General features: G+C 71.7%; 21 protein-coding genes and 1 riboswitch. Of the genes, 9 read left to right on the top strand and 12 right to left on the bottom strand.

Features of this window, described 5'->3' with window-relative positions; genetic code table 11:
* Nucleotides 1–77: 77 nt before the first annotated feature.
* The 3 genes from QSK39_RS00990 to QSK39_RS00980 form a co-directional block, all read right to left on the bottom strand.
* Complete coding sequence (locus QSK39_RS00990; protein WP_285475764.1) at nucleotides 78–1,112, bottom strand: S1C family serine protease; 1,035 nt, start codon at nucleotides 1,110–1,112, stop codon at nucleotides 78–80.
* Between the two features lie 98 nt (nucleotides 1,113–1,210).
* Nucleotides 1,211–2,533, bottom strand: a complete 1,323-nt coding sequence (locus QSK39_RS00985) for a M20 family metallopeptidase (RefSeq protein WP_285475763.1) — start codon at nucleotides 2,531–2,533, stop codon at nucleotides 1,211–1,213.
* Nucleotides 2,534–2,572: 39 nt separating this feature from the next.
* The gene (locus tag QSK39_RS00980; RefSeq protein ID WP_285475762.1) at nucleotides 2,573–3,325 is read right to left on the bottom strand and encodes a class I SAM-dependent methyltransferase; all 753 of its coding nucleotides are present in this window, start codon (nucleotides 3,323–3,325) and stop codon (nucleotides 2,573–2,575) included.
* 142 nt (nucleotides 3,326–3,467) lie between these two features.
* Between QSK39_RS00980 and QSK39_RS00975 the strand changes: the two genes are divergently transcribed.
* The 3 genes from QSK39_RS00975 to QSK39_RS00965 all read left to right on the top strand — a co-directional run bounded on the left by QSK39_RS00975 (nucleotide 3,468) and on the right by QSK39_RS00965 (nucleotide 6,764).
* Nucleotides 3,468–4,370 (top strand): DNA-3-methyladenine glycosylase family protein, encoded by a 903-nt coding sequence (locus tag QSK39_RS00975; protein ID WP_285475761.1) that lies wholly within the window; start codon nucleotides 3,468–3,470, stop codon nucleotides 4,368–4,370.
* A gap of 347 nt (nucleotides 4,371–4,717) precedes the next feature.
* Entirely contained in the window at nucleotides 4,718–5,476 is a 759-nt protein-coding gene (locus tag QSK39_RS00970) for a M50 family metallopeptidase (RefSeq protein WP_502873229.1), read from the top strand.
* Between the two features lie 55 nt (nucleotides 5,477–5,531).
* Nucleotides 5,532–6,764 (top strand): aldehyde dehydrogenase family protein, encoded by a 1,233-nt coding sequence (locus QSK39_RS00965; protein WP_285475760.1) that lies wholly within the window; start codon nucleotides 5,532–5,534, stop codon nucleotides 6,762–6,764.
* Between the two features lie 125 nt (nucleotides 6,765–6,889).
* Here the strand turns inward: QSK39_RS00965 and QSK39_RS00960 are convergent, their stop codons facing one another.
* Complete coding sequence (locus tag QSK39_RS00960; protein ID WP_285475759.1) at nucleotides 6,890–7,141, bottom strand: hypothetical protein; 252 nt, start codon at nucleotides 7,139–7,141, stop codon at nucleotides 6,890–6,892.
* Nucleotides 7,142–7,194: 53 nt separating this feature from the next.
* Between QSK39_RS00960 and QSK39_RS00955 the strand changes: the two genes are divergently transcribed.
* Nucleotides 7,195–8,289 carry a dihydrofolate reductase family protein gene (locus tag QSK39_RS00955; protein ID WP_285475758.1) on the top strand — a complete coding sequence of 365 codons (1,095 nt, stop codon included), beginning with the start codon at nucleotides 7,195–7,197 and terminating at the stop codon, nucleotides 8,287–8,289.
* A gap of 35 nt (nucleotides 8,290–8,324) precedes the next feature.
* On the opposite strand, the gene QSK39_RS00950 is transcribed toward QSK39_RS00955, so the two are convergent.
* From QSK39_RS00950 to QSK39_RS00935, 4 genes are all read right to left on the bottom strand, one after another.
* On the bottom strand, nucleotides 8,325–9,530 hold the full coding sequence (locus QSK39_RS00950) for a chitinase (protein ID WP_285475757.1): 1,206 nt from the start codon (nucleotides 9,528–9,530) through the stop codon (nucleotides 8,325–8,327).
* 292 nt (nucleotides 9,531–9,822) lie between these two features.
* Nucleotides 9,823–10,905 (bottom strand): sensor histidine kinase, encoded by a 1,083-nt coding sequence (locus QSK39_RS00945; protein WP_285475756.1) that lies wholly within the window; start codon nucleotides 10,903–10,905, stop codon nucleotides 9,823–9,825.
* Nucleotides 10,902–11,558, bottom strand: a complete 657-nt coding sequence (locus tag QSK39_RS00940; RefSeq protein WP_285475755.1) for a response regulator transcription factor — start codon at nucleotides 11,556–11,558, stop codon at nucleotides 10,902–10,904. Before QSK39_RS00940 ends, QSK39_RS00945 begins: the two co-directional genes overlap by 4 nt.
* A 35-nt stretch (nucleotides 11,559–11,593) precedes the next feature.
* A complete protein-coding gene (locus QSK39_RS00935; RefSeq protein ID WP_285475754.1) occupies nucleotides 11,594–13,429 on the bottom strand; it encodes an ArnT family glycosyltransferase in 1,836 nt (611 codons plus the stop codon).
* Here QSK39_RS00935 and QSK39_RS00930 point away from each other — a divergent pair.
* The 3 genes from QSK39_RS00930 to QSK39_RS00920 are packed head-to-tail and all read left to right on the top strand — an operon-like array spanning nucleotide 13,422 to nucleotide 13,952.
* Nucleotides 13,422–13,565: a hypothetical protein gene (locus QSK39_RS00930; RefSeq protein ID WP_285475753.1), complete on the top strand. Its 144-nt coding sequence runs from the start codon at nucleotides 13,422–13,424 to the stop codon at nucleotides 13,563–13,565. The two genes, QSK39_RS00935 and QSK39_RS00930, sit on opposite strands and share 8 nt — an antisense overlap.
* A gap of 38 nt (nucleotides 13,566–13,603) precedes the next feature.
* Nucleotides 13,604–13,807 (top strand): hypothetical protein, encoded by a 204-nt coding sequence (locus QSK39_RS00925; RefSeq protein WP_285475752.1) that lies wholly within the window; start codon nucleotides 13,604–13,606, stop codon nucleotides 13,805–13,807.
* On the top strand, nucleotides 13,800–13,952 hold the full coding sequence (locus QSK39_RS00920; protein WP_285475751.1) for a hypothetical protein: 153 nt from the start codon (nucleotides 13,800–13,802) through the stop codon (nucleotides 13,950–13,952). Before QSK39_RS00925 ends, QSK39_RS00920 begins: the two co-directional genes overlap by 8 nt.
* Here the strand turns inward: QSK39_RS00920 and cobN are convergent, their stop codons facing one another.
* Nucleotides 13,953–17,516 (bottom strand): cobaltochelatase subunit CobN, encoded by a 3,564-nt coding sequence (cobN, locus tag QSK39_RS00915; RefSeq protein WP_285475750.1) that lies wholly within the window; start codon nucleotides 17,514–17,516, stop codon nucleotides 13,953–13,955.
* A gap of 31 nt (nucleotides 17,517–17,547) precedes the next feature.
* A riboswitch (cobalamin riboswitch) is annotated at nucleotides 17,548–17,657 on the bottom strand.
* A gap of 69 nt (nucleotides 17,658–17,726) precedes the next feature.
* Here cobN and QSK39_RS00910 point away from each other — a divergent pair.
* Nucleotides 17,727–18,455 carry a hypothetical protein gene (locus QSK39_RS00910; protein ID WP_285475749.1) on the top strand — a complete coding sequence of 243 codons (729 nt, stop codon included), beginning with the start codon at nucleotides 17,727–17,729 and terminating at the stop codon, nucleotides 18,453–18,455.
* Here QSK39_RS00910 and QSK39_RS00905 read toward each other — a convergent pair.
* The 3 genes from QSK39_RS00905 to QSK39_RS00895 are packed head-to-tail and all read right to left on the bottom strand — an operon-like array spanning nucleotide 18,452 to nucleotide 20,463.
* A complete protein-coding gene (locus QSK39_RS00905) occupies nucleotides 18,452–18,685 on the bottom strand; it encodes a helix-turn-helix transcriptional regulator (protein WP_155541712.1) in 234 nt (77 codons plus the stop codon). The two genes, QSK39_RS00910 and QSK39_RS00905, sit on opposite strands and share 4 nt — an antisense overlap.
* 3 nt (nucleotides 18,686–18,688) lie before the next feature.
* Nucleotides 18,689–19,540 (bottom strand): ABC transporter permease, encoded by an 852-nt coding sequence (locus QSK39_RS00900; RefSeq protein WP_285475748.1) that lies wholly within the window; start codon nucleotides 19,538–19,540, stop codon nucleotides 18,689–18,691.
* Entirely contained in the window at nucleotides 19,537–20,463 is a 927-nt protein-coding gene (locus QSK39_RS00895) for an ABC transporter ATP-binding protein (protein WP_285475747.1), read from the bottom strand. Before QSK39_RS00895 ends, QSK39_RS00900 begins: the two co-directional genes overlap by 4 nt.
* A gap of 108 nt (nucleotides 20,464–20,571) precedes the next feature.
* Between QSK39_RS00895 and QSK39_RS00890 the strand changes: the two genes are divergently transcribed.
* Nucleotides 20,572–20,886, top strand: a complete 315-nt coding sequence (locus tag QSK39_RS00890; protein ID WP_285475746.1) for a DUF6191 domain-containing protein — start codon at nucleotides 20,572–20,574, stop codon at nucleotides 20,884–20,886.
* The last annotated feature ends 4 nt before the right edge of the window (nucleotides 20,887–20,890 follow it).

Genomic DNA, 20,890 nt, shown 5'->3' with positions numbered 1-20,890 from the left:
TCGAAACGGCCTTCGCCGTTCCCCGCTCCCCGAAGCGGGTGGTGGACGGACCGCCCCGACCACGGCCCGTCCGCGTCCTAGTTGTTCACGATCTGGTCGACGATCTTCTTGGCGTCGTTGATCGGGATGGCGAAGCCGATCCCGACGCTGCCGGCCGAGCCGTTGGCCGAGGCCGTCGGGCTGTAGAGGGCCGAGTTGATGCCGATGACGTTGCCCTGGGCGTCGACCAGCGCGCCGCCGGAGTTGCCCTGGTTGATCGAGGCGTCCGTCTGGATCGCGGTGTAGCTGGGCGAGTCGCTGGTCTGGTTCGAGGTGCGGTTGAACGGCGACTGCTGTTGCTGCTGGCCCTGGCCGATGTCGGACAGGTTCCGGTTGAGCGCGCTGACGATGCCGGTGGTGACGGTGTTCTGCAGCCCGCCCGGCGAGCCGATCGCGACGACCTCCTGGCCGACGACCAGCTTGCTCGAGTCACCCAGCGTCGCCGCGGTCAAGCCGCTCGCGTTCTGGGCCTGGACCACCGCGATGTCCGCCTTGGTGTCCGCGCCGACCACGCTGGCCTGGTACTTCTTGCCGTCGGACGTGGTGATCACGACGTTCTGGGCGCCGTCGACGACGTGCGCGTTGGTCAGGATCCGGCCGTTCGCGGTGAGGATGACGCCGGAGCCGATGGCCTCGCCCTGGTCGGTGGTGACGTTGATCTGGACGACGCTCGGCGTCACCTTCGCCGCGACGCCGCTGACGTCGCCGGAGGTCGGGTTCGAGACCGTCTGCCCGGTGGCCGCCGGCGTGCTGACCGACGTCGTCGCGCCGTCCGCCGAGTTCGTGGTGAGCCCGACGATCGCGGCGCCGCCGACGCCGCCGACCAGCGCGGCGCCGAGGGCGGTCGCGCTGACGATCAGCGCGACGCGGCCGCCCTTGCGCGGCTTGGTCTTCAGCGCCGTGGGCGCCTGCTGCGGCTGCGGGGTGAACAGAGGGTTCGGCGCGGCCTGCTGCTGGTAGCCGTACTGCGGCTGCGGCTGCTGCTGCGCGTACGGCCCGTACTGCTGGGTGCTCTGGTGCGGCTGGTGCCCACCGGGTGAGGCGGGGCCGGGCCGACTCTCGTTCTCGGTCATGCACCCAGATTCGCGCCCGTGCTTGTGAACAACCTGTGGAAATCCCTCAGGCTTTGCTGAGAAGAATCAGCTGAGAAAACTCAGGCAATCCTCAGGCATCACGCGAAGAACGACGGCACGTCCAGTGCGCCTCCCGCTGCCTCGAACTCGTCGTGGACCGCCTTCCGCAGCTCGGCGTCGCCCAGGTAGTCGGCGGCGGTGAGGGCCAGGCCCAGTGCGCCGTCCCGGACTCCGGCGTCGCCCGTCTCCGATCCGGCCGCGGCCGCGAACTCCTTGGTGTGCAACGCGACCGTCGGGCCCGAGACGGCGAGCATCGGGTGCAGTGCGGGCATCCGGTAGGACAGGTTGCCCAGGTCTGTCGATCCCGTGAGCGACTCCGGGACGATGCCCGGTGGCAGCGGTTTGCGGCCGGTGCCCAGCTGGTTGGCCGTCCAGCGCCCGGCGAGGATGGTGTTGAACCGGATCGGCAGGTAGGCGGCCTGGGCGTCCCACTTCAGCTCGACGCCGCAGCCGGTCATCGCCGCCGCGCCCTCCGCGATCGACGTCATGCGCGCGGCGAGGTCGCGCAGGGTTTCGGGGTTCTGGGAGCGCAGGTAGAACAGCAGCGCGGCGCGGGCCGGGATGACGTTCGGCCGGGCGCCGCCGTCGGTGAAGACGCCGTGGACGCGGTCGCTCTGCGGGAGTTGCTGGCGCAGCGCGGAGACGCCCTGGTAGGCCGCGACGGCGGCGTCGAGCGCGTTGCGGCCCATGAACGGCTGGGCGCTCGCATGGGCGCCGACGCCGTGGAAGACCATCTCCAGCTGACGGCGGCCGAGGAACGGGTGCAGCGCGATGTCGTGGCTGAACGGGTGCAGCATGATCACCGCGTCGACGTCGTCGAACACGCCGGCGCGGGCGAGGATCTCCTTGCCGCCGCCGCCTTCCTCGGCCGGCGTGCCGATCAGGCTGACGCGGCCGCCGAGCCGCTCGGCGACGGTCGCGGCGCCGAGGAAACCGCCCGCGGCGGTCGTGCAGATGACGTTGTGGCCGCACGCGTGGCCGAGGCCGGGCAGCGCGTCGTACTCGGCGAGGACGGCGATGTGCGGGCCGTCGCGTTCGGGCGTGCTGACGCGCAGCGCGGTGTCGAGCCCGCCGACGCCGACGGTCGCCTCGTGGCCGTGGCGCTTCAGGAGGTCGGCAAGCGCTTGCACCGAGCGGCGCTCGGCGAATCCCTCTTCGGGGTGGGCGTGGAGATCTTGGCTCAACGCCACCAGATCGGGTGAACTGCGCTCGACCGCGGCGGTCACTTCGGCCCGCGTCGCCTCGTCCGCGCCGGGGTGCGGCGAGGACAGCGGTTCGGCGGCCGCGACGGCGTCGGCGGTGGCCTCGACCAGGGAACGCAGGTAGCTGTCGTCGGGCGGGACGGGCTCGTGGTGGGTCATGGGGCGATGCTAACCGCAGGCTCCGACAATCCGCGGCGCTCAGGCCAGCCGGCCTGCCACGATCTGCGTGACCCCGGCGTACCGCTCGGTGATCCCGGTGAAGCCGCGGGCGCGCAGGCTCGCCGCGATCTCGCCGCGGTCGAACATCCGCTGCCCGCTCAGGATCCCGCCGACGGACTCCGCTACTCGCGCGGGTTGCCAATTACGCCGGGCGCTCGTGAGCAGCACGATCCGGCCGCCGGGCTTCAGCACGCGCGCAAAGGAGTCCAACGCGGTTTCGGGCTCGGCGAACATGTGGAGGGCGGCGAAGCAGCAGACGCCGTCCACAGTGGACTCCCGGAGGGGAAGGTGCACGGCGTCGGCGCGCAGGTAGGCGACGGAGGCCGGGCCGGTCTCGGCGACGGCTTTGGCGAGCATCGTGCGCGCGCCGTCGAGGCCGATGGCGAGCCCGCCCGGGCCGACGGCGGTGCCGAACGCGCGCGTGAACCGGCCGGTCCCGCAGGCGACGTCGAGCGCGGTATCTCCGGGGGCCAGGTCGAGGAGCTTCGTCGCGAGCCGGATCTCACCCGCCATGCTCGGGCCGAGCGGGCCCTTGAGCGCGCGGCCGAGGGCCGGGCGCCAGTACCGCTCGTAGACCTGTGGCATGAGGGTGGTGCGCATCAGGCGCTGGGTGAGGCCGGTCGGCGGGCCGGCCTGGGCGACGGCGCCCAGCAGGTCGAGGTAGCCGTCCTCGGCTTTCGCGGGCCTTTCCAGGAGGCCTTCGAGGCGTTCGGTGGTGGTCTGGGTCGGCATGGGACTCCTCTCGGATACCGGCAGTATGTCAAATCTGGGCCACTCGAACGAGTGAAGAATTCGCGGGATCAGGCGTTCGAGCCCGGAATTGTCGGTGCTGCTGCCTAGCGTCGCAGGCAAGGTTCCGATCCGAGGAGGACTGATGACGATTTCCCTACTGGACAGCGAGATCACGGTGCGCGGCGAGTTCGACCTGGCCGCGGCGGCCCGCTTCCTGACCGGTTTCGCGCCCGCCGGCCGCCCGGAAGCGGAGCCCGGCGCACTCCGGGTGGCGTTCCCGCTCGACGGCGAGTGGACACCGGTGGGAGCGGTGCTGCGGCAGAGATCGCCCGGCGAGGTCGTGGTGGAAGTGCACGGGCCGCCCGCGCAGGCGGACGCGGTGCGGACGCAGGTGCGGCGGATGTGTTCGCTGGACGTCGACGGCACCGGGTTCGCCGAGGTCGGCGCCCGGGACCCGGTGGTGTCCCTGGTGCAGGGGATGCATCCGGGGTTGCGGCCGGTCCTGTTCGCGTCTCCGTACGAGGCGGCGTGCTGGGCGGTGCTGAGCCATCGGATCTGGATGACGCAGGCGGTCCGGTTGCGTCGCAGGCTGGCCGAGCGCCACGGCACGGAGGTCGACGTCGGCGGCAGTGTGCTGACCTCGTTCCCCGCGCCCGCGGTGCTGGCGAAGCTGGAGTACCTGCCGGGCCTGTCCGGCCCGAAGATGCAGCGCCTGCGCGGAATCGGCGAGGCCGCGGCCGACGGCCTGCTCGACGCGGCGGCATTGCGGGCGATGCCGGCCGACGAGGCCCTGAAACAGCTGCAGCTGTTGCCGGGGATAGGCCGCTTCAGTGCGGAGCTGATCCTGATCCGCGGCGCCGGCCACCCGGACGTGTTCCCCAGAGCGGAGACCCGCCTCCACGAAATCATGCGCGACGCGTATCACCTCCCGGACGCGGGAGTGGAGGAGCTGGCGGAGATCGCCGAGGCGTGGGCACCGTTCCGGAGCTGGGTGTCTTTCCTGCTCCGCGTAGAGGGCGAGGCACGGATGAGGGAGTCCCGATGAACTGACGCCCGGTGGCTGGGTGTGGATCCGGGCGAGTGGCCATCCCGCTCGCGCGTTCGAGCCTCGATGCCCGCGGTCTTGTGTCGATGCGGTTGCAGTCGCATCGACCGGGCGAGCCCGCCCGCAGCAGTGTGGATCGGGCTCGAGGCCGCGCTCGCCAGGTCCTCCTGTCGCCGTAGGTGAGCAAGCTGCGCGTGCCCGCTCACATCCTCGATCCCGGCGCCCGAAGACCGCCCGTGCCACACCATGACGAAAGGAGATCGCATCGACCCGAATACCGGAGCCGCCGAAAGCTCCAGCGGTGGGGACTCACCGTAGCCAGATATCGCCTGTGGTGAGGTGTCCGGGTGAGCTCGCCCGTTCAACTCGCGTCCGGCCCGGCCGATGGTGTCCTCCGTGCGGCCGCCACCACTCCGTCGCTGCTCGAGCAGGCCCAGACCCCGGCTGTGATCACGCTGGTCGCCGGTGGGGTGGCGCTGCTGGTCGTGCTCGTCGGCGGCAGCCCGTGGCGCCTGGCGCGCAACGGCGTCACGATCGTGCACGAGGCCGGGCACGCCCTGGCCGCCGTGCTGGTCGGGCGGCGGCTGCAGGGCATCAAGCTGCACTCGGACACCTCGGGCGTCACCGTCTCGCGCGGCAAGCCCGAGGGGCCGGGCATGGCCTTCACCGCGATGGCCGGCTATCTGGCGCCGTCGGTGCTCGGACTGCTGTTCGCCGCCCTGCTGGGCGCCGACCTGGTCGGCACGGTCCTCGTCCTGATCGCGCTGCTGCTGCTCGGCGTGCTGGTGATGGTGCGCAACGCTTATGGGGTGTTCACCGTCGTCGCCGGGGCCGTCGTGCTCGCGCTGGTCGCGTTCGTCGCGCCGGTCGAGGTGCAGGCTCCGTTCAGCTACCTCGTGACGTGGTTCCTGCTGTTCGGGGGCGTGCGGCCGGTGGTCGAGCTGCAGGTCAAGCGGCGGCGGGGCCGCGCCCGCGACTCCGACGCCGACCAGCTGGGCCGGCTCACCGCGGTGCCGCCGGTGCTGTGGGTGCTGGTCTTCGCCGTGGCGACGGTCAGCTGCCTCATCGCCGGCGGGCTGTGGCTGCTGGAGCCCGTGGCCGCCTAGCCACGCCCATGCGGCAAACTGGTCTCTCGCTGGTCCGCGCGGAGGGAGACGAACGATGGACGAGGTCGCCAAGGCCGTGGAGGAGTGCGCACGGGCGGCGAAGCTGGCCGCGCCGTCGCTCGCCGCCGCTTCCGCCGAGGCCGTCGACGCCGCGCTGACCGGGATGGCCGAACGGCTGCTCGCGCACCGCGACGAGATCCTGGAAGCGAACCAGGCCGACGTCGAACGCGCCAAGGCCGAGGGGATGAGCGCCGGTCTGCTCGACCGGCTCACCATCACCCCGGAGCGGCTGACCGGCATGGCCGAGCAGCTGCGGCTGCTCGCCGGCGCCCCGCACCAGGAGCGCTCGGTCGACGTGTCCACGCTGGACGGCGGGCTGAAGCTGGTCGAGCGGCGACGTCCGGTCGGCGTCATCGGCGCGAACTACGAGGCGCGGCCGAACGTGACCGTCGACGTGGCGTCGCAGCTGGTCAAGTCGCGCAACGGCGGCGTGCTGCGCACCGGCTCGGCCGCGCTCGGCTCGGCCCAGCGGCTGCGCGAGGTCGTCATCGCCCCGGCGCTGACCGAGGCCGGTATCGACGCCGACTGCGTCCAGCTGGTGCCGCGGGTGGAGCGGGAGGCGGCGTCCGCGCTGGTGCGGCTGCCGGACCTGGTGCCGCTCGTGATCCTGCGCGGCAGCGGCGACAGCACCCGGGCGCTGGCCACTGAGGCGGCCGTCCACGGTGTGCGCACGCTGGCCCACGCCGACGGCGGCGGCGTCCTGTACGTCGACCGCGGGGCGGACGTCACGAAGGCGCGCGACCTCGTCTACGCGAGTCTCGACCGGCTGGGCGTCTGCAACCGGCTGAACCTGCTGCTGATCCACGAGGGCATCCACGACGACGTCTGGCCGGGCATCGCCGAGGCGCTGGCCGAGCGGGGCGTCACGCCTTCGCTGGCGCCGCACGAGCACGCGATCGGCTACGAGTGGGCGCTGGACTCCGACCGCGAGGCGACCGTCACGGTGGCCAAGGTCGGCGCGCTCGCCGACGCCGTCGAGATCGCCAACGAGCGCACGTCGGGCCTGGCGGCGGGCATCGCCACCGAGGACGCATCGGCCGCGGACGCCTTCTTCGACGGCTACACCGGCACGGGCGTCTTCTGGAACGCCCCGACCCGCCTCCTCGACGGCTTCAAGCTGCTCGCGGTCCCGGAGACCGGCATCAACCTGGACAAGGTCCCCGGCCCCCGCGGCCCGGTGACGTACACGGACCTCTACGTCCGCCAGTACGCCGTCTTGCCCGCCTGAGGTCGACGAGCAAGTCGCGGTACGACGCGACGGTCCGCGCGGCCTCGGTGTTGCCGACGTCGAGGGCCGTGCCGAGCGGGCAGGGGCGGGCGAGCGGCCACGCCGTCCTGCCCGCCTGAGGCCGGTCAGACCCGCGGTGGCACGCTCGCGAGCCGTCGCAGTTCCTTCACGGTCTGCTCCGTGTTGTCCAGCAGTTCGGTCCGGTCCGCGGTTTCGCCGGCGTAGCGGAAGATCGCGGTCGGGCCGTCGCTGATCGCGATCGCCGCCACCAGCCGGCCTTCCGGGTCGCGGGTGAGACCGGTCGACACCTGTACCTCCCGGCCGACCGTGTCGACCGTGGTGAGGGTCCGTTCGTGGTACCAGCCGCGCGTGCCCATGCCGGATAGACGCCGCGATCGCCGGGGTTGTTACGGCGCGGCATACTGGCCGGGTGATCACCCGGCCGCACGTCCTGCTGTCCGCCGCGCAGTCGCTGGACGGCTTTCTCGACGACACCTCGCCCGAGCGGCTCGTACTGTCCACAGAGGACGATTTCGCCGTGGTGGACCGGTTGCGGGCCGAGGCCGATGCGATCCTCGTCGGGGCCGGGACCGTCCGGGCCGACAACCCGCGGCTGCTCGTGCGCTCTCCCGAGCTGCGGCGCAGCCGGCTGGAGCAGGGGAAGCCCGAGCAACCCGTCAAGGTCACCGTGACCACGCGCGGCCTCGACCCGGACGCGCAGTTCTTCACCGTCGGGGACACCGAAAAGATCGTCTACGCGCCGCCCGGGGCCGCCGATGCCCTGAAGCACGTCGCGACCGTCGTCGACGCCGGGAATCCGCCCGACTTCGCGCACGTCCTCGACGACCTCGGCGCGCGCGGTATCAAGAACCTGCTGGTCGAAGGCGGTGGCGGGATCCACACCCGGTTCCTCGCCGAAGGCCTCGCCGACGAGCTGCGGCTCGCGATCGCGCCGTTCTTCGTCGGGCAGCCGGCCGCGCCGCGGTTCGTCGGGCCCGGGCTCTACCCGCGTCCGCTGACCCTGGCCGGCGTCGAAGAGCTCCAGGGGATGGCGATCCTCCGGTACCGGGCCGCGGGCGAGCCGACCGGCCGGGACGTCCGGCGCCTGCGGGAAGCCATCGCGCTCGCCGCCGAGTGCCCGCCGAGCCACACCTTCCGGGTCGGGGCCGTCATCACCGATGCCGACGGCGAGGTCGTCGCGACCGGGCATTCCGGGGAGGGCGACCCGCTGAACCACGCCGAGGAGGCCGCGCTCGCCAAGTGCGCCGGCGACCCGCGCCTGGCCGGGGCGACGATGTACAGCTCGCTGGAGCCGTGCAGCAACCGCAGCTCTCACCCGCGCAGCTGCACCGAGCTGATGCTCGACGCCGGGATCCCGCGGGTCGTCTTCGCGTGGCGCGAGCCACCCGTCTTCGTCGACGCCCGGGGCACCGAGCTGCTGCGGGACGCCGGACGGCACGTCGTCGAGGTGCCCGCGCTGACCCCGGAGGTCCAGCGCGAGAACACCCACCTCGACTGGGCGTAGCCCGCGCGAGCCGGAGCTCGCGCGGGCCGGGTGGCTCAGCAGGCGCCGTTGTCGACCCAGACGCCCCATTCGCCGGTCGTGCCCGGCTCTTCGCCCTGGGTCCACCACTTCGCGGTGAACTTGTGGCTGTTGTGCTTGACCACGTCGTCCTTCACGTAGACCTTGGTGCGGTCCCACTCCGCCGCAGTGCAGGAGCCGCCGCCCGGGGTGGTCGGGGTCGTGGTCACGGTCGGCGTCGTCTGCGGCGGGGTCGCGCCGGCGAACCGGACGCTGAACTTCGTGAAGTCCCAGTCGTTCTGCGGGACGTTGCTGCAGACGCCGTTGTCGGTGGTCCCGACGCACGCGCGGTCGCGGTTGACCGACCAGAACGTGAAGCGGCCGAGGCCGTGGCTGGTCGCGTAGTCGTAGACCGTCTGGAAGTCGGCCGTGTAGAACATCTCGGAGGCGTCCGACTTGCCGTTCATGCCGGAGAAGCCTTCGTGCGAGTAGGCGGTCGCGCTGTCCCAGCCCATGTGCGACATGAGCAGGCCGTGCAGGGCTTCCAGCGCGGACACCTGCGACGAGCCGCCGTTGAAGCCGCCGTCGAAGGGCATGATCGAGAAGTTGTTGGGCGAGAAGCCGATCGACTTCGCCTGGTCGAGCAGCTGCGTGCCGAACCAGCCGGTGCCGGCCGCGGTGCCCGGCATGGTCACCGACACGAACAGGCCGGGGTTGTTGGCCTGCAACGTCTTCGCCGCGCCGAGCTCGTTCGCGATGGCCGCGGTGTTTTCGTACTCGGGCTCTTCGAGGTCGAAGTCGATGGCCTTGAGCGAGTACTTGCTGATGACCTGCTGGTACGCGGCGGCGGTGGCGGCCACGTTCCCGCAGGTCTGGCCGAGCTTCGTGCCGCCGTAGCCGCCGACGGACACCGAGACGTCGCCGCCGTTGGCGCGGATGCGCGAGATCACGTTCGCGACGGTGGTGTCGGAGGAGACCGCGTTGGTGCCGTCCCAGGTCGGGCTGCAGCCGCCGCCGTTGGGCGCGAGGATGAAGGCGAGCTGGAACGCCTTGAGCCCGGTCGCGTTCATCACGGTGATCGGATCGGGCGGATTGTTGCTCACGGGCATCAGATACGGCGCGGCGGCGTACCAGTTGTTGCTCAGGGCCGCTGTCGCGGAGGGCGCGCCGATCACGAGGCTCACAGCTGTACCGATGAAGGTGGCGGCGGCGAGCCCGATGGCGGCCAGTCTGCTTCTGCGCATGATCTGTCCTCCCGGTGGGGTTCGAGGGTGGACAAACTATTGGACTAGACCATTGATGAAGTCAAGACGCGAAGGTCGGACAGCGGGGATCGGCGGGCGAAAAGCGCCGCAGTGTCCGATATTTGTCCGGCAATGGCGCTGCCCGGGTGAGGACGGGCCGCACCGAAACGGCGGCGCGAGCAGGAGAGTAAGACGGTGAACGGATTCCCGCGCGCCGAAGCGAGGTGCAGTGGCTCGGACGGGCAAGCGGCGGCGGAGAAACGGGCAAGCGCCGCGGCGAGCCGGCCGGGCCTCAAGCCGCCGGTAGCGTCGCGACCACGACCAGACCGCCCTCCGGCCTCGCCGTCGCCGTCACCTCGCCGCCGTGGGCGTGCGCTACCGAGCGGACTATCGACAACCCCAGACCTGCTCCCTCCGCCGCCACGCGGGCGCGCCGGTGGAACGGGTCGAACAAGGCCGGTACCTCCGCCGGTGGGATCACCGGCCCGCTGTTGGCCACCTCCAGCTCCACCCGGCCCGGCGACGACCGGGTCGTCACCCGCACCCAGCCACCCTCCACGTTGTGGCGGAGGGCGTTCTCCACCAGGTTGTGCGCCAGGCGCTCCAGCATCAGCGCATCGCCCAGTGCCGTCGCCTCGCCCAGGTCCTGCGTGACTTCCGGCGGGACCACATGCGCGACCACCGCCGCCAGGTCCACCGGGCAGCGCTCGGTCAGCGCGCTCTCCGACTTGGCGAGCAGCAGCAACCCGCTGATCAGCTTCTCGTGCCTCGCGTTGATCTGCAGCAGCTTGCCGCCGAGCTGGCGGACGTCGTCGGACGCCGTGCGGCGGTGCATGGCCACCTCGACCAGGGACCGGTTCAACGTCAACGGCGTGCGCAGCTCGTGCGACGCGTTCGCGACGAAGCGGCGTTGCGCGTCGAACGACCGGTCGAGCCGCTCGACCATCACGTCGAACGCGTCGGCGAGGTCCTTCACCTCGTCGTCCGGGCCGCGCAACGCGATCCGCGAGTGCACGCCCGGGTCGGCCGCCGCCGCGATGCGGCGCGCCGTGTCCGTGACCTGCCGCAACGGCGCCAGCGCGCGGCCCGCCACCAACCAGCCCAGCCCGGCTGCCAGCACCGCCACCCCGCCGAGCGCGATCGCCCCCTGCGCCAGCAGCGACGTCGCCGCCGCTTCGCGGACCTGACGTGCCTGCTCGTCGAGGGACTCCGGTGAAGGCAGCGCAGGCAGTCCGATCGGCGCCGTGCCCGCGATGAACGTCACCCGCCGCCCGACCTGCTGTGTGAACAACAGGTACGTGACGCCCAGCAACGCCCCGCCCGCCAGCAGGAACAGGCCGCCATAGAGCACGGTCAGCCGCAGCCGGAGGCTCATCGGAGCCGGTAGCCGACCCCGGTGACCGTCTCCACCAGCGGGGGGTCACCGAGCTTGCGGCGCAGCTTGAGGATCGTGAGCCGGACCGCGCCGGTGAACGGGTCCGCGTGCTCGTCCCACGCCTTCTCCAGCAGGTGTTCCGCGGACACGGCGGCGCCGTCCGCGCGCAGCAGCTCGGCCAGCACGGCGAACTCCTTTTTGGACAGTGGCAGGTAGCGCCCGTCGCGGAACACCTCGTGGCGTGCCGGATCGAGCGTGACGCCGGAACGGCGCAGGATCGGCGGGGCGGCCGGCCGGCAGCGCCGCCCGAGCGACTGGATGCGCGCGGCCAGTTCGGGGAAGGCGAACGGCTTCGTCAGGTAGTCGTCGGCGCCGAGGGACAACCCGGTGACGCGGTCGGTGACCTCGACCGCCGCAGTGAGCATCAGCACCCGCGTCGCCGCCTCGGAGGCCACCACCTGACGGCAGACGTCGTCGCCGTGCACGACCGGCAGGTCCCGGTCGAGCACGACGACGTCGTAGTCGTGCACGGCGATCCGGTCGAGCGCGGCGCCGCCGTCGTGGGCGATGTCGACCGCGTGCGACTCGTCGCGCAGCCACTCCGCGATCGCGTCCGCGAGCATCGGCTCGTCCTCCACCACCAGGACCCGCATGCCGCCATGATCGCCGCGGCGGTGTTTCCTCGCCGTTAGCGGCACCGGTAGAGCGTGTCCGGGCCGCCGGCGACGCGCATCGGACCGGAACCGCCGTAGGCGCCGGGGTCGACGACCGCGCAGTGCTGCTCGATCCAGCGCTGGCGGTCGTTCTGCGCCGGACTCCGCGGCGGTCCGGGCGGGGCACTCGCGCTGCTCAGCACGAACCGCAGCTTGCCTTCGGCGAGCCAGCGGTCGAGCTGCGCGGCCGACGGCGCGTTGTCGCGGCCGCCGAAACCGCCCATGCCGATCACCGTCGCGTCGGAGTCGATGAGGAACGGCGCGACCGCACCCGCGGCGGCGTTGACCGCCAGAGTGATCTCGGTGCCGTTCCGGCGGGCGTAGTCGAGGATGCGCCGTTGCTCGTCCGACATCGTGGCCGCGCCGTCCCCGCCGGAGAGCATGAGCCGGGGCTGCGGCCCGCCGGGTGACGTCGGCGGGGGTGGCGCACCGGGACCGACGGCCGGCCCGGCGGCGGGCAGCGTGCCGGCGGACGTGCTCTGCGCGGCGGCGAACGACCACACGGCGGGCGTGAGCAGCAGCGGCACGAGACCGGCGACGAGCGCGCGTCGATCCGGCGCCACCGCCAGCCAGGTGATCGCGAGGAGTGCCGTGCCGAGTACCGCCCAGCGCGTCCAGCCGTAGTACGTCGTGTCGCGCGAGGTCAGGACGAACGCCCAGGCCGCGCTCACCGCGACGGCGAGGGGGAGCAGCGTCCGCCGGTGGTGGCGCCACAGCAGCGCGAGCCCGGCGGCCGCAACCGCGGCGATCGCGGGGGCCATCGCCGTCGTGTAGTACGGGTGCCAGATGCCGCCGGCGAAGCTGAAGACCGCGGTCGTGACCAGCAGCCAGCCGCCCCAGAGCAGCCAGCCGGCGTCGCGCCACCGACGTCCGATGCCGACCAGGACGAGCAGGGAGAGGGGCAGCAGCCACGAGATCTGCCCGCCGACGAGGTCGTTGAACATCCGGCCCGGCCCGGGGTCGCCGCCGAACGACGACATGGTCTGCTGCCCGTTGCGCATGATCATCATGCCGCCGCCCTCGCCGTCGCCGGAGAGGCGGCCGAAGCCGTTGTAGCCGAAGACGAGGTCCCACGCGGAGCCGTCTTCGCTGCCGCCCGTGTACGGCTTGGCGCCAGGCCACCAGTCGTGGAGGGCGATCCACCAGAACGACGAGACGACCAGGACCGCGCCGGCGCCGAGGACGTCCAGGAGGCGGCGTTTGAGCGGCCCGCTCGTGCCGGCGAGGTAGGCGAGGACGAGCGCGGGCACGATGATCCAAGCTTGCAGCATCTTCGTCAGAAAGCCGCAGCCGACGAAGAAAGCACACCACCAGAGCCATTTCCGGCCGTCTTCGAGTGCGCGGGTGAGCGCGTACGCGGCGGCGACCAGGAAGAGGACGAGCAGCGTGTCGGGGTTGTTGTCGCGGTCGATGATCACGGTGACGGGCGTCAGCGCGAGGATCGTCGCGGCGAGGAGGGCGACGTTCTCGCCGGCCCAGAGCCGGACGGTGCGGTGGAGCAGGAAGACCGCCGCGACGCCTTCGAGGACCTGCGGCAGCAGCAGCGCCCAGCCGTGGAAGCCGAAGATCAGGGCGGAGAGGGCTTGCGGCCACAGGGCCATCGGCGGTTTGTCGACGGTGACGACGCCGTAGGGGTCGAAGGAGCCGAAGAGGAAGTTCGTGAAGCCGCTCGTCATCGACTTGACGGCGGCGGAGTAGTAGGTGTTGCCGAGCTGGCCGTCGCCGATCTTCCAGGCGTAGAGCACGGCGGCGCCGAGGCAGATGAGCGGGAGCGCCCAGGAGCGCGTCTTCGGAGGAGCGACGGTGATCATGCCCGCCACCCAACTCCGGCCCGCGTTTCCCGGGCGTTTCCGCGCGGCCGGCGGTGTCTTGCTAGAAGAGATCTCGTGGGAGGGCCGGTCGGTCGTCAAGTACCGCGACGGCGGCCGTGGCAAGGAAACGTCCTGACGGCAGCGCGGGCGGCTGCCGAGGCCGAAGGTGCGGAGGTGGTCTTCCTGCCTGAGGAATTCGCGCTCAACCCCGAGGCTCAGAGGCGCGGAGATCAGCTGATCGTCCAGCCGGACGCGACGATCGCCTCGCCGAACACTCTGGTGCTCCTGGAGGCGAAGGCCATTCGTTCCGGCACCTTCGGGCCGGAAGTCAGCTCCGCACCCCTGGCCGCTGGCCGAACTTCAGGCGCGGGTGACTGAATCCTGCGCCTGGCTCACCTGGACCGAGCTGGCCGACCTCGTCACCGCCGAACACGGGCGAGGCCGGCACGCCGGGACGTTCGCCGAAGGCACCGTCGATCGGCTCGTCGAGACGATCACCCGAGCCATCCGGTGGCACAGCTAGTCACTCCGCCTCGAGGTCACCTTCCAAGGACAGGTACACCTCACGCATGCGAGCCAGCAGCTCCGGATCGGGCTCCTCCCACAGCCCCCGGTCCGCGGCCTCGTTCAGCCGCTCCACGATCCCGCGCAGCGCCCAGGGGTTGGCCTGCCGAAGGAACTCCTGGTTCACCTCGTCCAGTACGTACGACTCGGTCAGCTTCTCGTACATCCAGTCGCCGACCACGCCGGCCGTTGCGTCGAAGCCGAACAAGTAGTCCACCGTTGCCGCCAGCTCGAACGCTCCCTTGTAGCCGTGCCTGCGCATTGCTGCCAGCCAGCGGGGGTTCACCACCCGGGCGCGGAACACCCGGGCCGTCTCCTCGCCCAGCGTCCGTGTGCGGACCGCGTCCGGCGAAGTGCTGTCGCCCACGTACGACGCCGGGGCCGTGCCCGTCAGCGCGCGGACCGTGGCGATCATCCCGCCGTGGTACTGGAAGTAATCGTCCGAATCCGCGATGTCGTGCTCGCGCGTGTCCGTGTTCTTCGCCGCCACCACGATGCGCTTGTACGCACTCTCCATGTCCTCGCGCGCCGGGCGGCCGTCGAGATCCCGGCCGTACGCGAAGCCGCCCCAGACCGCGTACACCTCCGCCAGGTCCTTGTCGTCGCGCCAGTTTCCGCTGTCCATCAACGGCAAAAGACCCGCGCCGTACGCTCCCGGCTTCGAGCCGAAGATTCGCGTTGTCGCGCGGCGGGAGTCGCCGTGCTCGGCCAAGTCGGAAGCCACGTGGGCCCGGACGAAGTTCTCCGACGAAGGTTCGTCCAACGCCGCCACCAAGCGCACCGCGTCGTCCATCATGGCGATCACGTGCGGGAACGCGTCGCGGAAGAACCCGCTGATGCGGATCGTGACGTCGATGCGGGGGCGGCCCAGCTCCGACAGCGGAATCGCCTCGATGCCCGTCACCCGGCGCGATGCCTCGTCCCACACCGGCTGGACGCCCAGCAGCGCCAAGACCTCCGCCGCGTCGTCGCCGGACGTCCGCATCGCCGACGTCCCCCACACCGACAGCCCGACCGACTTCGGCCAGTCGCCGTTGTCCTCGCGGTAGCGCTTCAAGAGGGAATCCGCCAGCGCCTGCCCCGTCTCCCAGGCCAGTCGGCTCGGGATCGCCTTCGGGTCGACCGTGTAGAAGTTGCGCCCGGTCGGCAGCACGTTCACCAGGCCGCGCAACGGCGATCCGCTCGGCCCCGCCGGGATGTAGCCGCCGTCGAGCGCGTGCAGCACAGCGTCCAGCTCGGCCGACGTCCCCGCGAGCCGCGGGACGATCTCGGTGGCCGCAAAGGAAAGCACCCGGGCGACAGAAGCGTCTGGCGCCACCGACTCGACCGCCGTGGCGTCCCAGCCGCGCATCTCCATCGTCTGGACGAGCTCCCGCGCCGTCTTCTCGACGGCGTCCACTTCGGACGTCGACGCGTCTTCCTTCAGTCCCAGTGCCGACCGCAGCCCCGGCACCGCGCCTTCGCGACCGCCCCACATCTGCGACGCCCGCAGCATCGCCAGCACGAGGTTGACGCGGGCCTCGCCGACCGGCGCCGCACCGAGGATGTGCAGGCCGTCGCGGATCTGGGCGTCCTTGACCTCGCACAGCCAGCCGTCGATGTGCAGCAGGAAGTCGTCGAACTCCGCGTCGTGCGGGCGCTCGCCGACGCCGAGGTCGTGGTCCAGCTTCGCCGCCTGGATCAGCGTCCAGATCTGGGCGCGGATCGCCGGCAGCTTCGCCGGGTCCATCGCCGCGATGTTCGCGTGCTCGTCGAGCAGCTGCTCGAGCCGCGCCATGTCGCCGTACGACTCCGCGCGCGCCATCGGCGGGATCAGGTGGTCGACGATCGTCGCGTGCGCGCGCCGCTTCGCCTGCGCGCCCTCGCCCGGGTCGTTGATCAGGAACGGGTACACCAGCGGCAGGTTCCCGAGCACCGCGTCCGGCGCGCACGACGCCGAAAGCCCGGCGGTCTTGCCCGGCAGCCATTCCAGGGACCCGTGCTTGCCCAGGTGGACGACGGCGTGCGCGCCGAACTCCTCCTCCAGCCACCGGTACGCGGCCAGGTAGTGGTGGCTCGGCGGCAGGTCCGGGTTGTGGTAGATCGCGACGGGGTTCTCGCCGAACCCGCGCGGTGGCTGGATCATGATGATGACGTTGCCGCTCTGCAGCGACGCCAGCACGATGTCGCCGTTGTCGACGTACAGCTCACCCGGCGCCGGCCCCCAGTGCTCCTCCATCGCCGAACGCAGCTCGGCGGGCAGCTCGGCGAACCATTCGCGGTAACGGGAAGCGGGCACGCGGATCGGGTTGCCGGACAGCTGTTCCTCGGTCAGCCACTCCGGGTCCTGGCCGCCGGCGGCGATCAGCGCGTGGATGAGCGCGTCACCGTCGGGCTGCTCGGTGCCGGTCGGGTCGACGCCCGGGAAGGCGTCCGGGCCCAGGTCGTAGCCCTGCGCGCGCATCCGCCGCAGCAGCCCGATCGCCGACGCGGGCGTGTCCAGCCCCACCGCGTTGCCGACGCGGGAGTGCTTCGTCGGGTACGCGGACAGCATGAGGGCGATGCGCCGCGAAGCCGGGGGTGTGTGCCGCAGGCGGGCGTGCGCCAGCGCGATACGAGCGACGCGGGACGCGCGTTCGGCGTCCGGCACGTACCGGGGGAGCCCGTCGGCGTCGAGTTCCTTGAACGAGAACGGGACCGTGATCAGCCGCCCGTCGAACTCCGGGACGGCCATCTGGTTCCCGGCGTCGAGCGGCGAAAGGCCGTCGTCGCTGGCCGCCCACGTCTCGCGGTCGCTGGTCAGGCAGAGCGCCTGCAGGATCGGGACGTCGAGCGCGGCCATCTCGGCGACGTCCCACGCCTCGTCGTCGCCCCCGGCGCCCACCTCGGACGGCCGCGTCCCACCGGCCGCCAGGACCGTGACGAGCAGGGCGTCCACGGAAGCCAGCTCGGCCATCATCTCCGGCTCGCGCGTACGCAGCGAAGCACAGTAGATCGGCAACGCGCGCCCGCCCGCGGCTTCGATCTGGTCGGCGAGGGCGTGCACGAACGCGGTGTTCCCGGACAGCTGGTGCGCCCGGTAGTACAGGATGCCGATGACCGGACCTTCGGCGAGCGACGGCCGCTCGAGAACGCCCCACGCGGGCTGCTGCGCGGGCGGCTCGAAGCCGTCGCCGGTGAGCAGGAGCGTGTCGGAGAGGAACCGGTGCAGCTGGGTGAGGTTCGCCGGACCGCCCTGCGCGAGGTAGGCGTGGGCCTCGGCGGCGATGCCGGCCGGGACGGTCGAGAGCTTCATCAGCTCGGCGTCCGGCGTCTGCTCCCCGCCCAGGACGACGACGTGCGCACCCGACGCCCGCAGCGTGTCCAGGCCCTCCTGCCAGGTCCGCGGGGTGCCGAGGATGCGGACGACCACGATGCGCGCGCCGTCGAGCAGGCCGGGCAGCTCGGCGACGTCGATCCGCGCGGGGTTCGCCAGCCGGTACTCGCCCTCGGCCGAACGGGCGCTGAGCAGGTCGGTGTCCGAAGTGGACAGAAGCAGGATCACGAGGTTCCTCCTCGGGGTCCGCGCCCCGGGTAGACGGGCGCGCCGGCCGGAGTTCCTGGCTCTCGGAGATCTCTCCGATGACAGTGGCGGGACCGCCCCGGACTCTCACCGGGTTCCTCCACCTGCCGACGCGTGGGTATCGGCTCCACTCTCCGGTGCCGGTCGAGGTGCGTCAAGGTGACGTTGACCGGCGCTCGGTAACCTGGCGGCTTGGAAGCCTTCCTCCGCGACTTCACCGCCGCCCAGTCGAGCCGCGGGCCCTACCGCCGGGCGACCGCCGACGAGCTGGCGGCCGCCGAAGCCGGGTTCGCCGCGCTCCTCGACCGGGCCCCGCACCACCTCGGTGAGCTGGGGTTCTCGGTGCGGGACGACTCGCTCGCCGTCCAGGAGCCCGGCTCCGAGCGGGCCTGGGGCCTGTACGCCATCGACCGGTCCGCGCCGCCGTCGCTGGTGGTCGAGGCACCGCACGCGTCGTCCGACCTGCGGACCGAGCTGATCGGCCTCGACCTCTTCCGGCGCACGCCGGGCGCGATCCTCGCGGTCGGCGGGGCGCACCGCCGCCGCGAAGACCCCGCGCACGACACCGGGACCGTCTTCCACGTCGTCGCCACGCTGCTGGCCCGGCGCGGCCTGCCCCAGGTCCAGCTGCACGGCTTCAACGACACCACGCTCAGCACGGCGGACGTCGTGCTGTCGGCCGGGGCCGCCGAAGCCGGCGACGCCGCCCGCCGCGCGGCCGACCGCCTCGACGAGGCCGGGTTCCGGGTCTGCCGGGCCTGGGCCGAGCCGTGCCGGGGCCTGGCCGGGACGACGAACGTCCAGGGCCGGGCCACCGGCGCCGCGCCGTTCCTGCACGTCGAGCTGAACCGGACCGTCCGGGAGGACCGCCGCGGTGACGTCGTCCGGGCGCTCGTCGAAGCCGACCTCACGAAGCCCTAGGCGGACTGCTCTCCGAGCCGCGGGAACGGCTTGGTCGAGAACAGGACCTCCAGCGGGACCTCGAAGAACTCCGCGATCCGCAGCGCCACGAACAAGCTCGGGCTGTACTCGCCGCGCTCCAGGTAGCCGATCGTCTGGTAGTGCACGCCGAGTGCCTCCGCCAGCTGGCGCCGCGAGATCGACCGCTCCGCGCGCAGCATCGCGATCCGGTTGTAGACGACCTCACTCATGAATCACCCCACACGCTGCATGGCCTTCTCCCGGCGTTCGGCCACCGACGAACCCGCTTCCCGCCGCGCCATGCGGCGGAGCAGCACCGGGGCCAGGGCCAATCCGATCACGGACCACGCGACGAGCACGGCCAGGGTCGGCAGCGGCCGCCACGACTGGCCGATTTCGACGACCACCGCGCTGTCGGGCAGCAGCGCCGAGCGCATCCCGAGGCCCAGCCAGTACATCGGGAAGACCTGCGCGATGTCCTGCACCCACCCCGGCAGCGCCGTGATCGGGTAGAAGATCCCCGAGATCGCACCCAGGCCCATGATCGGCAGCGTGATCAGCGCGATGGAGCGCGGGCTGTTGGTGAGCGATCCCAGCGCGGCGCCGAGCGGCAGGGTGGCGGTCAGCCCGACCGCCAGCACCCAGAGCAGGTGCAGGTACGACCAGACGCCGTCCGGGGCCAGCGAGTCGAACAGGAACAGGCACGGGACCAGCACCAGCAGGATCGAGGTGACCTGCGCCATCGCCACCGCCGTCGTCTTCCCGACCAGGTAGCCGAGCATGCCGTTCGGCGTCGCCTTCGCACGCAGCAGCGTGCCGTCCTCGCGGTCGATGGCGAGGTAGCCCGCCGTGCTGTTCAGCCCGTTGAACACGATCCCGGCGCCGAGCACGCCGGGCACGGTGGCCGCGCCGAGCGAGAACCCGGTGCCGGGCAGGGTGGCGTTGCGCATGAAGAACAACGTGCCGAGGAAGAGCGCGACGAAGACGAACTGGCCGACGACGTCGTCGCGGTTGGTCCACGTCTGCTTGAACTCGATCCAGCCGCGGGACACCCCGGTCCGCAGCGCGGCGGTCCTGGCGTTCATCGCGCACCCGCTTCCTGGAGGCCCAGCTCCGTCTCGCCGCCGGTCTCGGCGCGGTGCACCAGTGTCATGTAGGTGTCCTCCAGCGACGCCCGCCGCACCTCGAGGTCCGAGACGGCTTCGCCGTGCTGCTTGAACAGGTCGTACACGTACTTCGTCGCTTCGGTCGTCGAGTGGACGAAGCGCTGGCCGCCGACCGTCCAGCGGACCTCGGCCTCGCCGGAGATCTGGCGGGACAGCGCGTCGGCCGAGCCGTCGGCGATGATGCGCCCGCCGTTGAGGATGAGGATCCGGTCGGCCAGCTTCTCGGCCTCGTCGAGGTCGTGCGTGGTGAGCAGGATCGTGGTGTCGAGCTCGTCGGACAGCCGGTGCACGAGGTCGTGGAACTCGCGCCGCGCCTCCGGGTCGAAGCCCGCGGTCGGCTCGTCGAGGAACAGCAGCTCGGGACGCCCGACGATGCCGATCGCGACGTCGAGCCGCCGGCGCTGGCCGCCGGAGAGGTTCTTGATCTTCTTCTGCGCGTGTTCGGCGAGCCCCACGGCCGCGATCAGCTCGTCGGCGTCCCACGGCCGCGGCTGCGACGGCGTCGAGTACGGCGCGTAGTACCGGCCGAGGTGCGCGAGCAGCTCCCGCACCCGCCATTTCCCGTGGTCACGCCAGGACTGGAGCACGACCCCCAGCCGTGCCCGCCAGTCTTCGCCGCCGTGCGCCGGGTCGGCCCCCAGGACGCTCACCTCGCCGGCCGACCGCATCCGGAAGCCCTCGAGGATCTCGATCGTCGTCGTCTTGCCCGCGCCGTTCGGCCCGAGCAGGCACACGACCTCGCCTCGGTGGGCCTCGAACTCGACGTCGTGGAGCACGTCGTTCGTGCCGTACCGCATCCGCAGCCCGCGCACGCGGACCACGGGCACTGCTGGATCTCTCATCATCAAACCCCCATCGGACTGATGCGATCGAATGTAGCACACCTACTACATACGATCAGACTTCTGCTGCGCCGGGAACTTGACCGGCGGTCATCCGGTTCGCCGGGCATGGGTACTTGGCTGGGGCTGGCTCTGCCGGGCGGCGTCGTGATCCTGCTGGTCATGGCCGCGATCGAGCTGCGGCCGCGCAAGAACGGGTCGCGCTTCAAGGCCCGGCTGTCCGCCACCTACATCGAGGAGACCACCGCGTTCCTCTACGGCACCAAGCGGCGTGAGCTGGAACACCGGGAAACGATGTCGATGCTCGTCGAGCAGGACGCCGAAGGCGCGCCACCCCGGCGTGACGTGGACCTGGACCGCGGGATCGCCCGGATCCGGCCGCGTTCGGACCCCCAGGAGCCGGATAACCGCCAGCTACAGTGACCTC

The organism is Amycolatopsis sp. NBRC 101858 (genome assembly GCF_030269325.1).
In the GTDB taxonomy this organism is placed as follows: domain Bacteria; phylum Actinomycetota; class Actinomycetes; order Mycobacteriales; family Pseudonocardiaceae; genus Amycolatopsis; species Amycolatopsis ponsaeliensis.
This window is presented reverse-complemented; position numbering and strand designations above follow the sequence as displayed.

What these genes read in the sequence shown, in the direction of transcription:
- QSK39_RS00990 (WP_285475764.1), bottom strand. Translation starts at nt 1,112, where the DNA reads ATGACCGAGAACGAGAGTCGGCCCGGCCCCGCCTCACCCGGTGGGCAC.
- QSK39_RS00985 (WP_285475763.1), bottom strand. Translation starts at nt 2,533, where the DNA reads ATGACCCACCACGAGCCCGTCCCGCCCGACGACAGCTACCTGCGTTCC.
- QSK39_RS00980 (WP_285475762.1), bottom strand. Translation starts at nt 3,325, where the DNA reads ATGCCGACCCAGACCACCACCGAACGCCTCGAAGGCCTCCTGGAAAGG.
- QSK39_RS00975 (WP_285475761.1), top strand. Translation starts at nt 3,468, where the DNA reads ATGACGATTTCCCTACTGGACAGCGAGATCACGGTGCGCGGCGAGTTC.
- QSK39_RS00965 (WP_285475760.1), top strand. Translation starts at nt 5,532, where the DNA reads ATGGACGAGGTCGCCAAGGCCGTGGAGGAGTGCGCACGGGCGGCGAAG.
- QSK39_RS00960 (WP_285475759.1), bottom strand. Translation starts at nt 7,141, where the DNA reads ATGGGCACGCGCGGCTGGTACCACGAACGGACCCTCACCACGGTCGAC.
- QSK39_RS00950 (WP_285475757.1), bottom strand. Translation starts at nt 9,530, where the DNA reads ATGCGCAGAAGCAGACTGGCCGCCATCGGGCTCGCCGCCGCCACCTTC.
- QSK39_RS00945 (WP_285475756.1), bottom strand. Translation starts at nt 10,905, where the DNA reads ATGAGCCTCCGGCTGCGGCTGACCGTGCTCTATGGCGGCCTGTTCCTG.
- QSK39_RS00940 (WP_285475755.1), bottom strand. Translation starts at nt 11,558, where the DNA reads ATGCGGGTCCTGGTGGTGGAGGACGAGCCGATGCTCGCGGACGCGATC.
- QSK39_RS00935 (WP_285475754.1), bottom strand. Translation starts at nt 13,429, where the DNA reads ATGATCACCGTCGCTCCTCCGAAGACGCGCTCCTGGGCGCTCCCGCTC.
- QSK39_RS00905 (WP_155541712.1), bottom strand. Translation starts at nt 18,685, where the DNA reads ATGAGTGAGGTCGTCTACAACCGGATCGCGATGCTGCGCGCGGAGCGG.
- QSK39_RS00900 (WP_285475748.1), bottom strand. Translation starts at nt 19,540, where the DNA reads ATGAACGCCAGGACCGCCGCGCTGCGGACCGGGGTGTCCCGCGGCTGG.
- QSK39_RS00895 (WP_285475747.1), bottom strand. Translation starts at nt 20,463, where the DNA reads ATGAGAGATCCAGCAGTGCCCGTGGTCCGCGTGCGCGGGCTGCGGATG.
- QSK39_RS00890 (WP_285475746.1), top strand. Translation starts at nt 20,572, where the DNA reads ATGGGTACTTGGCTGGGGCTGGCTCTGCCGGGCGGCGTCGTGATCCTG.